Genomic DNA, 13,693 nt, shown 5'->3' on the forward strand with positions numbered 1-13,693 from the left:
GCCCTCGATAACCATTGCTTCCCGACAGATACTGCTCGACCAAGTTGACTTTGAACCGTACATCGTATTTCGTCATGAAAAACACCCCAAAGGTTGGATGAGTGTCCAACTTTTGGGGTGCAGTTCAGCTTGCTGCCCCCCCGAGGGGGCGTTTTTACCTTGGGGCGGCCCGGCGGTAAAAAATGCCCCCACGCTGCGCCTTCGGCTTACGTCCCACCTCGCGGCCTGCATGCTGCTCGGATTCGTCTGGCGCACAGCAGTCCGCAATGGACTACTGTGTGTCCCGGCTCATCCCCAAGGGAGCGTTTTTATCGGGGGCACCGCGCTTTAGGGCGGCCCGGCGGTAAAAAAAACGCCTCCGAAGAGGCGTTTTAAGGGGGAAGCGACGACTAACTAGCGATTATTCAACTTAGTAAGCAACGAAGGAGCCGTTGTTGTTGTTCCAGTCGTTGGCTTGAGCTGCAACTTGATCACGGCTCAGTTCGGAGCGGGTATCAATACGTGGGTAATCGCTCATGGAACCCGCGCTAACGTAGCCTTGCTCTTGAGCGGTAGCCAGTTCCTGAACCACTTGCTGACGGCTCAAAGGAGCGTCGGTCGATTGAATCGTTGGGTAGTTCAGGTTTTCACCGGTGGCGACGTTGTTGGTGGCTGCCATGGCGGTGCCGCTCAAAGCGGTAGCACCCAGAATCAGGCTGGCGATAGTTGCGCGTGTGATGTTTTTCATTATTTACTCCAAATATCTATGGTGTGTTTTTCGGTTGTTCGCTGTGTTGTTTAGCGAATCGTTAGATGGAGTATGAGCCTTTCTAAACCTAGTAAAAACCCTTAATATTGCAAATGTATTTCCATTCATGGAACAATCCAAATGAGTACCATTATCGCCGGCCCTTTGCTCAACGACATCGCGATCTTCGTGGAAGTGGCCCGCGCTCGCCACTTTAGTCGCGCTGCCCAGGCCTTGGGAATGCCCGTCTCCACGGTGTCACGCCGTATCCGTGAACTGGAAAAAGAAGTGGGGGTGGCTTTGCTAAAACGCAGCACCCGCAATGTGGATGTGACCGATGCCGGGCAAGTGTATTTCGAGCGTTGCCTGGCCGTAGTTGAACAGGCCCGGCTGGCCCACGAGCAGTTGCTGGATGTGGCCCAAACCCCAAAAGGCCGCTTGCGCGTTTCCATGCCGGCTAGCTTCAGCATTGTGCTGATGCCGTCCATTATCCGAGGCTTCAATCAGCAGTACCCCGATATCGAGCTGGAGTTTGATTTGACGATTCGGCCTATTGATTTGCAGTCGGACAATTACGATTGCGTCATTCGCGTGGGTGCTCAGCCCGACTCCAGCGCGGTCGCCACCATGTTGGGACAGATTCGATTGGGGCTGTATGCAACCCGCAATTATCTGGATCGCAAAGGGCGGCCCAAACACCCTTCGGAGTTGGAAGGACACACGTGTATCTGCGCCCGCCCTGCTCGTGCGGATCGTATCTGGTCCCTGCGCGGCCCGAATCAAGAGCGTTATGACGCTGTTGTGGAAGGGGCTATCACTGTGAATAACGCCATCATGATGCGCAAGCTGGCTGTGCATGATTTGGGAATTACCGCCGCATCCTTGCTGGAGCGCCGTCTGGATCCGGATTGTGCGCAACTGGAGCGTGTTTTGCCTGATTGGGAGTTTGCGCCTTTCCCCATTCTGGCGCTATTGCCATCCCGCCTGATGCCACAAAAAACTCGTGTGTTTTTGAACTACTTACGCAGTGAACTGGACCGATTGATGTCGCAACCGGAGCTGGATGTCGCAGCGGCCGGTCAGGCTTATCCCTAAAAATATAAGTGCTATGGCCGTGACGCGCTATTGATCAAAACCTAACTATGCTATTTATAGACGTTTGGCCCCTTTGGCCAAAGCCATGAAGGGGGAACGTACATGAGCGCAACAATTCAAGGCTTGTTGGCAGGACTGGTGATGGGCCTGGCCTTAGGAAGTGGCAACGTGTACTCGCAAACCGTTTTGCTGGAAGCAGTCGAACAAGGCGATAGTGCCAAGGTGCGCGAAATTCTGTCAGAAAAACGAGCACGTGCCAGTGTCAGTGTCAGCGATGATCAAGGGCAAAGTCCCTTGCTGCGTGCGACCTGGTTGAACCATGTGGATATTGCTGAGCAGTTGATACGCGCGGGCGCGGATGTGAACCAGACTGACTCCATTCACGACAGCCCTTATCTGGTTGCCGGTGCACAAGGCCGTTTGGAAATTCTACGCATGACTCTGAAAAATGGGGCTGATCTGCGTAGCGTGAACCGTTATGGTGGCACCGCTTTGATCCCTGCCGCTGAACATGGCTATGTCGATATCGTACGTTTGCTGCTGGCAGCGGGCGTAGACCCTAATCACGTGAATTATCTGGGTTGGACTGCCCTGCATGAGGCCATCGTGTTGTCCGATGGGGGGCCAGATCATCAGGAAGTGCTGCGTTTGCTGATCAAGGCCGGGGCGGATGTGAACTTGCCGGATCGTCAGGGTGTGCGACCGTTAAGTTTGGCGCGCCAACGTAGCCAAACCGAGATGGCCGAAATTCTGGAGCAGGCCGGGGCGAATCCCTAAGCCTGGTCTGTTCGTCCCTCTATTTTTTTCTTCTCATCAACAACAATAACGATTTTATGTCTTTTACTCAGACTGCGCCCGCACGGTCGGGCGCGTTGGCCAGCCCAGGCTTGTGGCTGGCTTTCGTCATTTTGGTCGGGCTGAACCTGCGCCCTTTTCTGACATCCAGCGGTACTTTGGCCAGGCAGGTGGCCGAAGGCTTGGACATGCCTTTGAGCAGCTTGGCCTGGTTGACCTTGCTGCCTATGATGGTGATGGGGCTGGGGGCCTTTTGCATGCCCTCTTTGCGGCGTGTCCTGGCGCTGCGTCACGTGCTGATGACTGCTTTGCTTTTGCTGTGTCTGGGCTGCGTGTTGCGCTGGTTTGTGCCCAATGGAGCCAGCCTGATTGCCACAGCCCTGATCTGCGGTTTTGGGGTGTCTTTGTTGCAGGCTGGGATGCCCGGTTTGATCAAAGAGCAGTTTCCGCATCATATTGCTCAGGTAACCGGAATTTACTCGGCCACCCTGATGGGGGGTGGTGCTTTGGGCGCGCAGATTACGCCTTTGCTGAGTGCCTTGACGGATAGTTGGCGTATCGCCCTGGCATTCTGGGCCTTGCCCATTAGTGTGGCCTTGTGGATTGCGTGGAAAGTGGTGCCACGCCAGGAGCCGGGCGCGAATTTGTCGCCGCCCTCCTTGTCTTTGCTGGCTCGTCCCCGCACCTGGACCTTAATGGTGTGTTTTGGCCTGATCAACGGGGGTTATGCCTCCTTGGTGACTTGGCTAGCGACGTTCTACCAAGATCGAGGCTGGTCAGCGCAATCCAGCGGTAGCCTGGTGGCGGTTTTGTCGGTGGCGCAAGCGATTGCGGCGTTTGGTTTGCCCACCTTGGCGGCCAAGAACAAAGACCGCCGTATGTGGGTATGGCTGGCCCTGGCTTGCCAATGTGTTGGCTTTCTGGCCTTTACTTTTGTGCCCGATATGGCCCCATATTTATGGGCGATTATTATCGGCATCGGTCTGGGCGGTTGTTTTTCTTTGCTGCTGTTGGTGGCTCTGGACCACTTTCCGGATGCGGCTCGTGCCGGGACGTTGAGTGCCTTGATGCAAGGCGGTGGCTTTCCGATTGCGGCCCTCTTTCCCATGATCAGCGTGCAGTTGCGTGAAATGAGTAATGGCTTTCAGGCAGGCTGGCTGTTGCATGCGGCAATGGCGGCATTGGTGGCCATCATGGCCTGGAGCTTTCAGCCTGCGCAATACGCCAAAAAGATGAATCGGAACGACACTCTTTAAGTCAATCTGATCATGTAGAAAAAAGCCTGGCTATTGATGTACCCAGGCTTTTTTATCGCCTTGGGATTTTGTGGTCTAGCCGTTGACCGCAGATGCTGCGTTTGTCTTTTCTTATCTAAATGATGATCGTAAGATGGCGTGGAAAATCGCAATCCTGCGCAGCCAATAAAAACGGCCATCCTTGGATGACCGTTTCCCTGTGTGTCAACACCCTGCTTATTCTTTTGGTGCGCCCGCCATGATCCAGTCCACGACTACCTGGATGTCCGCATCGGAAATGGCCGGATTTGCAGGCATGGGTAAAGGACCATAAACCCCCTTGCTACCTTGACGAATATGCTGGGCAATCACCTCAGCATTGGCCGGATCGCTCTTGCGCATGGCAGCAATGTCTTTATAGGCAGGACCGACCACTTTCCTGTCCACCGTGTGGCAGGACAGGCAAGCGTTTCTGGTCAACACATTCTGGACCGATTCAAAACTGGCTTGGGCTGCCTGAGCACTGAAACCGGCACTGAACAAGGCTGTACAGACCAGTAGCTGCTTTACACGCATGAGGGGTATCTCCTAATTAAAAGGCTGGTGCGCCAGAACGGTGGGCGAGAAAGGTGCGTCGCACTTGTATTTTTCCGCACATAAGTGGGGCTATGTGGCATGCACATCGTGATCATACGGTTATGATAGAACAAGCTTTCATAAATTGCGGTGGGTCTTGATGCTGATCAAGCGGGTCGCTGCGCTTATTCTGTAATGTCCTAGTAGAAGTTAGTGCTTCATACTTAAACAGTTCATACACTACAAGAGGTCTTCATGCTTAATGTTCTCGTTCCTGTCGATGGCTCAGATGCTTCCACGCGCGCTTTGAAAGCAGCGGTTGACATCCTAACGGGCAAACCAGAAGCCACTTTGCACGTGCTGGCTGTTCCTACACCGATCGTGTCGGGCAACGTTAAACGCTTTTTCTCGGAAGACGTGTTGCAGGCGTACTACCAGGATGAAGGCAGCAATGCGCTTTTGCCTGCGCGCTCCGTGTTGGCTGGCTCGCCCTTGAAAGTCAAAGAGAGCATTATTGCCGGCAACGCCGCTCAAACTATCAAAGAATATGTAGAAAATAACCAAATCGATCACGTTGTGATGGGGACTCGCGGTCTGAGCGCCCTACCCGGCCTGGTGCTGGGTTCGGTTACAACCAAGGTGCTGAGCCTGGTGCATGTGCCCGTCACCTTGATCAAGTAATTGAGCTGATTGTTCAGTCTCGGCAGGCCGTCCTTGAGACGGCCTTTTTTATGACTGTGTTCAATACAGCCATCACAACTACAAACGCGCCCCTTATGCCAGATTCCAACTTACTCGAACACAATGCCCGTGCCTGGGACAAGCAGGCGCAAACCGAAAGCCCCTGGTCCTTGCCTGTCAGCAGCGAGCAGGTTGAACAGGCCCGTCGTGGGCAATGGCAAGTGCATTTGCTGCCCTCGCCTGTTCCTGCGGATTGGCTGGGTGATATTCAAGGTAAATCCGTTTTATGCCTGGCCAGTGCCGGTGGGCAGCAAGCCCCTATTTTGGCCGCAGCCGGGGCTAAGGTAACGGTGTTTGATCTGTCTGCCGGGCAACTGGACAAAGACCGTATGGTGGCCGAGCGTGACGGCTTGTCCTTGCAGATCGAACAAGGCGATATGTGCGACTTATCGCGCTTTGCGTCCGAGAGTTTTGATCTGATCTTACACCCGGTGTCTAACCAGTATGTGCCTGATATCAGCGTGGTGTGGAAAGAATGCGCCCGCGTTTTGCGTCCAGGCGGACATTTGCTGTCCAGCTTCTTCAATCCGGCTGTGTTTATTGCCGACCGGGATCCCAGTTATGCCCAGCAGGGCTTGATCCGTCCCAAGTTCACGGTCCCTTATTCGGACTTAAGCAGCCTGGATGCCGACGCACTACAAGCCAAGCAGGCTCGCATGGAGCCCTTGATTTTTGGGCATTCCCTGGCGCAGCAGATTGGTGGGCAGTTGCAGGCAGGTTTGCATCTGGTCGATTACATCGAAGAAATGCACCCCGCCCCGCGCTTTGAGATCGAGAAATACTTGCCCAGCTTTATGGCGACACGCAGTCGCAAACCGGCTTAAGGGATTAGGGCTTGGCTTGTATGCGCAGGAGCTGGCCGTTGTTTTCGTCGGTCAGCACATAGACATCGCCATCCGGCCCGACGCGTACATCCCGGATACGCTGCTTCAGGTCTTGCAACAAGCGCTCTTCTCCGACGATATGGCCGTCCTCTTCGTCAAATTGCAGACGAATCAAGGCTTGCTCTTTCAGGGCCCCAACAAACAGGCTGTGCTGCCAGTCCGGGACGCGCTCGTCGTTATAGAAAGCCATACCGCTGATAGCAGGCGACACTGACCAGTAGTGGAAGGGTTCGATCAGGCCCTCAATCAGTGTGGTACTGGCGTTGGGAATGGGTTTGCCATCATAGCCTTGACCCTTGGTACGCAAAGGCCAGCCATAATTGGCGCCCGATTGAATGCGGTTCAGCTCATCGCCGCCTTGCGGGCCATGTTCAGCGACCCAGAGTTCATTTGTCCAGGGGTTCCAGGCCATGCCCTGCGGGTTACGGTGGCCGTAGCTCCAGATCTCCGCCCTGGCACCGCGCAGACTGCGAAAGGGGTTGTCGCGTGGGACCATGCCATCCGGACGGATACGTACGACTTTGCCTTGCAGATGATCCAGTTGCTGGGAGGTTGCGGGCTGGTTGTTCTCGCCCAAGGCAATGTACAGGTCTCGTCCACCCGGATCAAAGGCCATGCGCACGCCATAGTGCTGCCCGGTGGACAAGGCGGGTTCCTGGCGGAAAATCGGACGGAAGGCATCGATACGTTTCAGGTCCGAAGACAGCACGCCATAGCCTACGGTGGTGGCCGAGTGTTGCTTGTCGCGCCGCTCTGCATAAGCCAGATAAATCCGGCGGCTGCGGAAAAAATCCGGGGCCAGAGCTACATCCAGTAAACCGCCCTGAGAGTGCGCGTGGACTTTGGGCACACCGGTAATGGGTTCAGACAAGCCGTTTTCTTTGGTCCAAATGCGCAGGCGACCTGGGCGTTCGGTAAGGAGAATTCCGGCGTTATTGGGCAAAAAAGCCATGGCCCAAGGGTGTTCCAGTCCGCTGGCCAGGATTTCAACCGAGACAGCCGGCCCGCTGATAACAGGAACAGGTTCAGATTGTGCCCGGGCCGGCGTCGGCGCAATGGCGGCAGCCATGCCCAGCACGGTGGCAGCAAACGCCGAGGACAAGCCGAGAATTTTTTTTATACGCATAGGGCAGTGAAAGGCAGCTAGGTGGGGTGAAACACTCCCCTACTCTTTCATAGAGACACAGGGCCGTCTTCTTAGGTGTTCGCTCCCTTGATGGAGCGAACACGGTCAAGCATAACCGAGGCTGAGGTTTAGCCCGGGTGAGTCATATCCAACGGCACAATCCACTGATCGTACTGTTCGTTAGTCAGGTAGCCCGATTTCAGGGCGGATTCACGTAAGGTCAGGCCCTCTTTATGGGCGGTCTTGGCAATGTAGGCGGCCTTGTCGTAACCGATGTGGCGGTTCAAGGCGGTAACCAGCATCAGGTTCTGATCCAGATTGTGCTGGATTTTCTCCATGACAGGTTCCAGACCCTGGGCGCAATGCTCATCAAAGGCTAGGCACGCATCGCTGATCAAGGCAATGCTCTCCAGGACGTTATGCACCATCACCGGTTTGTAGACGTTCAGCTGGAAGTTGCCTTGGCTGCCGGCAAAGCCGACAGCAGCGTCGTTACCGTAGACCTGCACGGCTACCATGGTCAGAGCTTCGCACTGAGTCGGGTTGACCTTGCCGGGCATGATGGAGGAACCGGGCTCGTTCTCGGGGATTTGCAGTTCGCCAATCCCGCAGCGAGGACCGCTGGCCAGCCAGCGCACGTCGTTAGCCATCTTCATCAAGGCACCGGCCAGGGTACGCAGGGAGGCGGACAGGTTCACCAGCGCATCGTGGGCCGACAGTGCGAAGAACTTGTTTTCGGCAGCCTGGAATGGCAGACCTGTGATCTTGGCAATATGGGCCGCTGTGCGCTCGCCAAACTGCGGATGGGCATTCAGACCTGTACCCACGGCAGTGCCGCCAATCGCCAGTTGGTAAATGCCGTCCAGTGCCTTGTCCACGGTTTGCAGGCCGAAATCAATCTGCGCAACCCAGGCACCGATTTCCTGACCCAGCGTGATGGGCGTGGCATCTTGCAAGTGGGTACGGCCAGTTTTCACAATATTGTTGAATTGCTTGGCTTTGGCGGCCAGGGTGTCGCGCAACTGGCCCACGTCTTTACGCAGGCGGCGCTGACATTCCAGACCCACTGCGATGTACATGGCAGTCGGGAACGTGTCGTTAGACGACTGGCCGCGATTTACGTGGTCATTCGGGTGGACGGGCTTTTTGCTGCCCTTCTCGCCACCGGCCAGCTCAATGGCGCGGTTGGAGATCACCTCGTTCACGTTCATATTGCTTTGCGTGCCAGAGCCGGTCTGGAACACTACCAACGGGAATTCGGTGTCCCACTGGCCTGCAATCACTTCATCAGCCGCTTTGACAATCAACTGGGCTAGCTCGTCGGGCAATTCGCCCAGTTCCTGGTTGGCCAGGGCCGTGGATTTTTTCAGGATGCCCAGCGACTCGATCATGCTGCGGCCCCACTGGAAGCGGTCGCGACCAATCGGGAAGTTCAGAATCGAGCGCTGTGTCTGTGCGCCCCAATAGTGGTCGGCGGGAACCTCAATGGTTCCCATGGAATCCTGTTCAATACGTGTCGTACTCATCATGGCTCCTGTAAGAATTCGGAAGACAGTTCAGTTTGGAAATGGGGTGTTCACGGCTGGCGCAAAAAGCGCGCAGCCCACACACAGGCAATATCGAGCATGCGGTTGGAAAACCCCCATTCGTTATCAAACCAGACCAGCATATTGACCAGCCCGTCCCCATTGGTTCGGGTTTGTGATCCGTCCACCACGGCAGAGTGTGGATTGTGATTGAAGTCGATCGAGGCATGGGCCTGATCGGAGTAGTCAAGAATACCAGGCCATTGCTGTGCCGCTTTCTGAAATAGCTGGTTAATTTCGTCCCGGCTGGTGTCACGCTCCAGATTGACCATCAGATCAATGGCCGACACGTTCAAGATGGGCACACGTATGGACTTGGCCTGAACCTTGCCTTTTAGCTGCGGCAAAAGACGTTCTACGCCGCTCGCCAATCCGGTAGAGACGGGAATCATGGATTGCAAGGCGGAACGGGTACGGGCCAGATCGCTGCTGTGGTAGCCGTCGATCATGGGCTGATCGTTCATCACCGAGTGCAGCGTGCTTAAAAAGGCGTGGCGTATGCCAAAGGTTTTATCCAGTTCAGCCAGAACTGGGATGATGGCATTGGTGGTGCAGGACGCATTGGAGACAATCCGCTCGTCGCCTTGCAACTGCTCATGGTTAATGCCCAGCACGGTGGTGAAATCCACATCCTGGGCGCTATTGCCAGGGTTTGATACCAGCACACGCGGGCAACCGGCGTCCAGGAACTGTTGCAGCTCGGCGCGGCTGCCAAAGGCGCCACTGCACTCGATCAGCATGTCCAGATTAAGCGCCGCCCAGTCTATGGCTTTGGGGTTGGTTTCATGCAGAACCCGTATGGCTTTGCCACCCACAATCAGTTCGTGTTCGTTGTGCTCTACCTGGGCCGGGAATACGCCATGAGTCGAATCAAAGCGCGTCAGGTAAGCCATGGTGGCTATCGTGGCGGGCTCGTTGATAACCACCACATCAAACGCCTGACGTTGTGGGGATTCGTAAATGGCGCGCAGCAAGCAACGGCCTATGCGGCCATAGCCATTGATCGCGATGCGGATGGGACGAGGTAGCGGCATGATCAGGAAAAATCAGAAAGTAATGGAGAATCCGCCGTCTACAACCACGATATGGCCATTGACATAGGAAGCAGCCGGGGAGGCCAAAAACACAGCAGCAGCGTGGATTTCATCCGGATTGGCCCAGCGTCCCAAGGGATTGCGGCCAACCACCAGAGGGCCTTTGACCGGATCCTGGGCCAGCGCCGCATTGCTTTCTGTGGCAAACGTGCCAGGGGCAATGCCGTTGCTGGTAATGCCCTGCCCGCCAAATTCTACTGCCAGCGCACGCACCATGCCGGCCAGTCCCTGCTTTGCGACGGGGTAAATAGCGTCACCCGGACGGGCCAGCGGGCCTGCAATGGAGGTCAAGGTCACAATACGACCTTGCTGGGCTTGGGCGTGCAGCATGGCCTGGGCCGCGTATTTGGACAATTTCAGCGTGGCCAGCAGGTCCACATTCAGCAAATGCTCAATATCGTCCCAATTGGCGTCCTGCAAGCGGCTGCGCAGTCGTACGCCTACATTGTTCACCAGAATATCCGGTGTGCCGGCGCGCTGGCATAGGGCCTGGTAGGAGCCCGGCAAGGAGTCCAGATCGGCCAGATCGTGCTCCCAGGTATCGACATGGGCGCCAGCGGCTTTCAGTTCCTCGGCAAGCGGCAGGAGTTTGCTGGCGTTACGACCATGCAGAATCACATGAGCGCCATGGGCGGCGTAGGCACGGGCGATTTCCAGGCCCAGACCAGCAGAAGAGCCAGTCACCAGAGCGCAGCGGCCAGTCAGGGAGAAATTGGCTTGATAGGAGCTTAAATCAGTCATTGTCTACAGCGTATGGCGTGCTTCGCCACGGTGGAAAGCCGCAATGTTTTCGATCAGCTGGTTTGCCAGGGCTTGCATGGCTTCCTGACTGGCCCAGCCTATGTGCGGCGTCAAAATGTAATTGGGCAAGTCTAACAAGCGCATCAGGATATGGTCCGCGGGTGGCGGTTCGGGCGTGCAAACATCAATGCCGGCGCCACCCAGCCAGCCTTGCCGCAAGGCGTGCTCCAGCGCCTGATTGTCAATCAGCCCGCCACGGGCGGTATTGATCAGCAAGGGGCGGCGCGGGGCCATACGCTCGAATTCGGCCATGCCCAGCATGTTCTGCGTTTCTGCTGTCAGCGGGCAATGCAAGGAGAGAATGTCCGCCTGCTCCAGAACTTGCTCGAAAGGCAGGCGGTCATCAGCATTACTGACGATGGTCTGACCACGGCGCTGGGCAAAGATGACTTTCATGCCCAAGGCGCGGCCCATGGTGGCAACGGCTTGCCCCAAGGAGCCCGAACCGATCAGCCCCAAGGTGGAGCCGGCCAGATCGCGTATGGGATAGTCGAAATAACAGAACTGTTGGGCTTCTTGCCAGCGGCCTTCTTTGACAGACTGGCGGTAAGCGCAGATATTGCGACGCAAGGCAAAGACCAGCGCAAAAACGTGCTCCGGAACACTACGTACGGCATAGTCGCGGATATTGCTGACGACAATCTGGTGTTCGCGGGCGGCATCCAGGTCGATATTGTCGCTACCGGTAGCGGCCAGCGCGATCATTTTCAAGTTGGGCGCGGCCTGCAAATGCTCGCGCCGCAGCGCCACTTTATTGCTGATGACAATGTCGGCATCAGCAATACGTTCGGCCACTTGATCGGGAGCCGTACGTCCGTACACTTGCAGTTCATGCTTAAAGGGAACCTGTGGCAGCTGTACGCTGTCTGACAGTGTCTCTCTATCCAGAAAAACGATACGAGTCAAAGAAGTCATGCCTGTCCTTGTCCTGGGTTGTCCCCGCTATTCTGGCCCTATTTTCAGAGGGCTCTTAGCTTTGCCGGGTACCATCATCCGATATAGTAATGGGATTGACGCAGGCTTGTCCTTGGTCTGATCCTCATAACCCTGTTTTATAGGTTATTGCTTATGCTCTTGTCCCTCTTGCTTTCGTTGGGCGCCCACGCCCTGATACCGGATAACGTCGCTAGCACCACTCCCCCACTGTACGACATACGGGACTTCTTTCAGAACCCCAAGCGTAGCGGTTTCCGGATTTCGGACCAGGGGCGCATGATCGGCTTTATGGAGCCCGTCAAAATTGATGGCAATCCCGCCCGTCAAAATATCTTTGTGCAAGAGTTGAAAGGCAGTGAACCGGTCGGTGAGCCTCGTCGAGTCACCGCTGAACATCAGCGCGATATTGCCGAATACTTCTGGAAAGGCGACGAGACCGTTATTTACGCCAAGGACGTCAATGGCGACGAGAACTATCACGTACTGGCCGTGAACGTGATCACGGGCAAAGTCACTGATCTGACACCGCTGGAAGGTGTGCGCGCCGGTGTACAGGATGACTTGCCCGACGATCCAGAGCATATCCTGGTGTCACACAATGGCCGCAACCCGGAAGTGTTTGATGTCTACAAGGTGAATGTCCTGACCGGCGAAAGCACCCTGGCCGCTGAGAACCCAGGCGATGTACTGGGCTGGAGCACGGACCATCAAGGTCGTGTGCGTTTGGCGATCTCGATCTCGGGCGTAGATTCCGAACTGCGTTACCGTGACAGCGAATCCGAGCCCTTCCGCAGCATTTTGCAAACGGACTTCCGTACCGAAGTCAGCCCCCTCTTCTTTCACGCGGATAACCAGCGTTTTTACGCGCTGAGCAATCGTGGCCGTGACACTTCGGCCTTAGTCCTGATTGATCCTGCCAAGCCGCACGAGGAAGAGAAAATTTACGAATTGCCTGATTACGATTTGATGGGGGCCGGTTATTCCCGTCTTCGCCAGGTGCTGACCTCGGTGGATTACTACACCGACAAACCGGGTCAGCATTTCTTTGACGAGCACAGCGAGAAAATCCACGCGGCAATTGCGCGCCAGCTGCCCGGCTACGAGATCAGCGTTCAGTCCATCACCCGTGATGAAAAGAAAATGATTGTGGCCAGCTACAGCGACCGCAATCCAGGCTCACGCTACCTCTATGACGTGGATAGCAACAGCCTACATAAGCTGGCTGTCATCAATAGTGCGCTGCCTGAAAGCGATATGGCGACCATGCATCCCATCGAATTTACGGCACGCGATGGCATGAAAATCCACGGCTACCTGAGTCTGCCGCTGGGTGTACCCAGCCGTAATTTGCCGGTGGTAATCAACCCGCACGGTGGCCCTTGGGCGCGCGACTATTGGGGCTTTAACCCCGAGGTGCAGTTCCTGGCCAACCGTGGCTACGCCGTCTTGCAAATCAACTTCCGTAGTTCGACCGGTTATGGCCGCAAGTTCTGGGAAGCGGGCTTCAAGCAATGGGGCCTGAGCATGCAGGACGATATTACCGATGGCGTGCAGTGGCTGATTGATCAAAAGATTGCTGATCCCAAGCGTATTGCCATTTACGGTGCCAGCTACGGTGGTTATGCGACCTTGGCCGGTATCGTCAAAACCCCGGACTTGTACGCGGCTGCAGTGGACTATGTAGGCGTGTCCAACTTGCTGACTTTCATGAACACCATCCCGCCGTACTGGAAACCGCTGCTGGTGAAAATGCACGCCATGGTGGGCGATCCGGAGAAGGATAAAGAGCTGCTGGAAGCCAACTCTCCGGTTCTGCACGCCGACAAAATCCGTACTCCGCTATTTATTGCTCAGGGCGCACATGATCCTCGGGTGAACAAGGCGGAAAGCGATCAAATGGTCGAGGCTTTAAAAGCACGTGGTGTAGACGTGGAGTATATGGTCAAGGACAACGAAGGCCACGGCTTTCACAACGACGAGAACAAGTTCGAGTTTTACGAGCGCATGGAACGCTTTCTAGCGCGACATTTGCAGCCTTGATTGTTTTGGAGTGGCGCGACAAGCTCGCGCCATTTTGTTTATCGCAATTTTGGAAGG

General features: G+C 55.7%; 13 protein-coding genes. 6 read left to right on the forward strand and 7 right to left on the reverse strand.

The window, feature by feature from the left end; genetic code table 11:
- Positions 1-409 precede the first annotated feature (409 nt).
- The gene (locus tag AB7E06_RS12390; protein ID WP_094196710.1) at positions 410-727 is read right to left on the reverse strand and encodes a DUF4148 domain-containing protein; all 318 of its coding nucleotides are present in this window, start codon (positions 725-727) and stop codon (positions 410-412) included.
- 141 nt (positions 728-868) lie between these two features.
- Here AB7E06_RS12390 and AB7E06_RS12395 point away from each other — a divergent pair, with 141 nt between their 5' ends.
- From AB7E06_RS12395 to AB7E06_RS12405, 3 genes are all read left to right on the forward strand, one after another.
- Positions 869-1,822 (forward strand): LysR family transcriptional regulator, encoded by a 954-nt coding sequence (locus tag AB7E06_RS12395; RefSeq protein WP_094196709.1) that lies wholly within the window; start codon positions 869-871, stop codon positions 1,820-1,822.
- A gap of 102 nt (positions 1,823-1,924) precedes the next feature.
- A complete protein-coding gene (locus AB7E06_RS12400; RefSeq protein ID WP_094196708.1) occupies positions 1,925-2,599 on the forward strand; it encodes an ankyrin repeat domain-containing protein in 675 nt (224 codons plus the stop codon).
- A 56-nt stretch (positions 2,600-2,655) separates the two neighbouring features.
- On the forward strand, positions 2,656-3,873 hold the full coding sequence (locus tag AB7E06_RS12405; protein WP_094196707.1) for a cyanate transporter: 1,218 nt from the start codon (positions 2,656-2,658) through the stop codon (positions 3,871-3,873).
- A 216-nt stretch (positions 3,874-4,089) separates the two neighbouring features.
- On the opposite strand, the gene AB7E06_RS12410 is transcribed toward AB7E06_RS12405, so the two are convergent.
- A complete protein-coding gene (locus tag AB7E06_RS12410) occupies positions 4,090-4,428 on the reverse strand; it encodes a c-type cytochrome (protein ID WP_094196706.1) in 339 nt (112 codons plus the stop codon).
- 255 nt (positions 4,429-4,683) lie between these two features.
- On the opposite strand from AB7E06_RS12410, the gene AB7E06_RS12415 reads away from it, so the two are divergent.
- Both AB7E06_RS12415 and AB7E06_RS12420 read left to right on the forward strand, forming a co-directional pair.
- Entirely contained in the window at positions 4,684-5,109 is a 426-nt protein-coding gene (locus tag AB7E06_RS12415) for a universal stress protein (RefSeq protein WP_094196705.1), read from the forward strand.
- A gap of 95 nt (positions 5,110-5,204) precedes the next feature.
- Positions 5,205-5,993 carry a class I SAM-dependent methyltransferase gene (locus AB7E06_RS12420; RefSeq protein ID WP_094198347.1) on the forward strand — a complete coding sequence of 263 codons (789 nt, stop codon included), beginning with the start codon at positions 5,205-5,207 and terminating at the stop codon, positions 5,991-5,993.
- Between the two features lie 4 nt (positions 5,994-5,997).
- On the opposite strand, the gene AB7E06_RS12425 is transcribed toward AB7E06_RS12420, so the two are convergent.
- The 5 genes from AB7E06_RS12425 to AB7E06_RS12445 all read right to left on the reverse strand — a co-directional run bounded on the left by AB7E06_RS12425 (position 5,998) and on the right by AB7E06_RS12445 (position 11,575).
- A complete protein-coding gene (locus AB7E06_RS12425) occupies positions 5,998-7,179 on the reverse strand; it encodes a PQQ-dependent sugar dehydrogenase (RefSeq protein ID WP_199827893.1) in 1,182 nt (393 codons plus the stop codon).
- Positions 7,180-7,307: 128 nt separating this feature from the next.
- The gene (fumC, locus tag AB7E06_RS12430; protein ID WP_125276831.1) at positions 7,308-8,705 is read right to left on the reverse strand and encodes a class II fumarate hydratase; all 1,398 of its coding nucleotides are present in this window, start codon (positions 8,703-8,705) and stop codon (positions 7,308-7,310) included.
- A 50-nt stretch (positions 8,706-8,755) separates the two neighbouring features.
- Entirely contained in the window at positions 8,756-9,799 is a 1,044-nt protein-coding gene (locus AB7E06_RS12435; protein WP_427957162.1) for a type I glyceraldehyde-3-phosphate dehydrogenase, read from the reverse strand.
- 12 nt (positions 9,800-9,811) lie between these two features.
- On the reverse strand, positions 9,812-10,600 hold the full coding sequence (locus AB7E06_RS12440; protein ID WP_427957164.1) for an SDR family oxidoreductase: 789 nt from the start codon (positions 10,598-10,600) through the stop codon (positions 9,812-9,814).
- Positions 10,601-10,603: 3 nt separating this feature from the next.
- On the reverse strand, positions 10,604-11,575 hold the full coding sequence (locus AB7E06_RS12445; protein ID WP_094196703.1) for a D-2-hydroxyacid dehydrogenase: 972 nt from the start codon (positions 11,573-11,575) through the stop codon (positions 10,604-10,606).
- 153 nt (positions 11,576-11,728) lie between these two features.
- Here AB7E06_RS12445 and AB7E06_RS12450 point away from each other — a divergent pair, with 153 nt between their 5' ends.
- Positions 11,729-13,636 carry a S9 family peptidase gene (locus AB7E06_RS12450; RefSeq protein ID WP_395029569.1) on the forward strand — a complete coding sequence of 636 codons (1,908 nt, stop codon included), beginning with the start codon at positions 11,729-11,731 and terminating at the stop codon, positions 13,634-13,636.
- The last annotated feature ends 57 nt before the right edge of the window (positions 13,637-13,693 follow it).

It is taken from the genome of Alcaligenes sp., assembly GCF_050255915.1.
Taxonomy (GTDB): Bacteria; Pseudomonadota; Gammaproteobacteria; order Burkholderiales; family Burkholderiaceae_B; genus Alcaligenes; species Alcaligenes aquatilis.

Bases quoted from the DNA above. Each gene is read 5' to 3' on its own strand.
- AB7E06_RS12440 (WP_427957164.1), bottom strand. From the start codon at position 10,600: ATGACTGATTTAAGCTCCTATCAAGCCAATTTCTCCCTGACTGGCCGC.
- AB7E06_RS12420 (WP_094198347.1), top strand. From the start codon at position 5,205: ATGCCAGATTCCAACTTACTCGAACACAATGCCCGTGCCTGGGACAAG.
- AB7E06_RS12415 (WP_094196705.1), top strand. From the start codon at position 4,684: ATGCTTAATGTTCTCGTTCCTGTCGATGGCTCAGATGCTTCCACGCGC.
- AB7E06_RS12390 (WP_094196710.1), bottom strand. From the start codon at position 727: ATGAAAAACATCACACGCGCAACTATCGCCAGCCTGATTCTGGGTGCT.
- AB7E06_RS12400 (WP_094196708.1), top strand. From the start codon at position 1,925: ATGAGCGCAACAATTCAAGGCTTGTTGGCAGGACTGGTGATGGGCCTG.
- AB7E06_RS12395 (WP_094196709.1), top strand. From the start codon at position 869: ATGAGTACCATTATCGCCGGCCCTTTGCTCAACGACATCGCGATCTTC.
- AB7E06_RS12410 (WP_094196706.1), bottom strand. From the start codon at position 4,428: ATGCGTGTAAAGCAGCTACTGGTCTGTACAGCCTTGTTCAGTGCCGGT.
- AB7E06_RS12450 (WP_395029569.1), top strand. From the start codon at position 11,729: ATGCTCTTGTCCCTCTTGCTTTCGTTGGGCGCCCACGCCCTGATACCG.
- AB7E06_RS12405 (WP_094196707.1), top strand. From the start codon at position 2,656: ATGTCTTTTACTCAGACTGCGCCCGCACGGTCGGGCGCGTTGGCCAGC.
- fumC (WP_125276831.1), bottom strand. From the start codon at position 8,705: ATGAGTACGACACGTATTGAACAGGATTCCATGGGAACCATTGAGGTT.
- AB7E06_RS12445 (WP_094196703.1), bottom strand. From the start codon at position 11,575: ATGACTTCTTTGACTCGTATCGTTTTTCTGGATAGAGAGACACTGTCA.
- AB7E06_RS12425 (WP_199827893.1), bottom strand. From the start codon at position 7,179: ATGCGTATAAAAAAAATTCTCGGCTTGTCCTCGGCGTTTGCTGCCACC.
- AB7E06_RS12435 (WP_427957162.1), bottom strand. From the start codon at position 9,799: ATGCCGCTACCTCGTCCCATCCGCATCGCGATCAATGGCTATGGCCGC.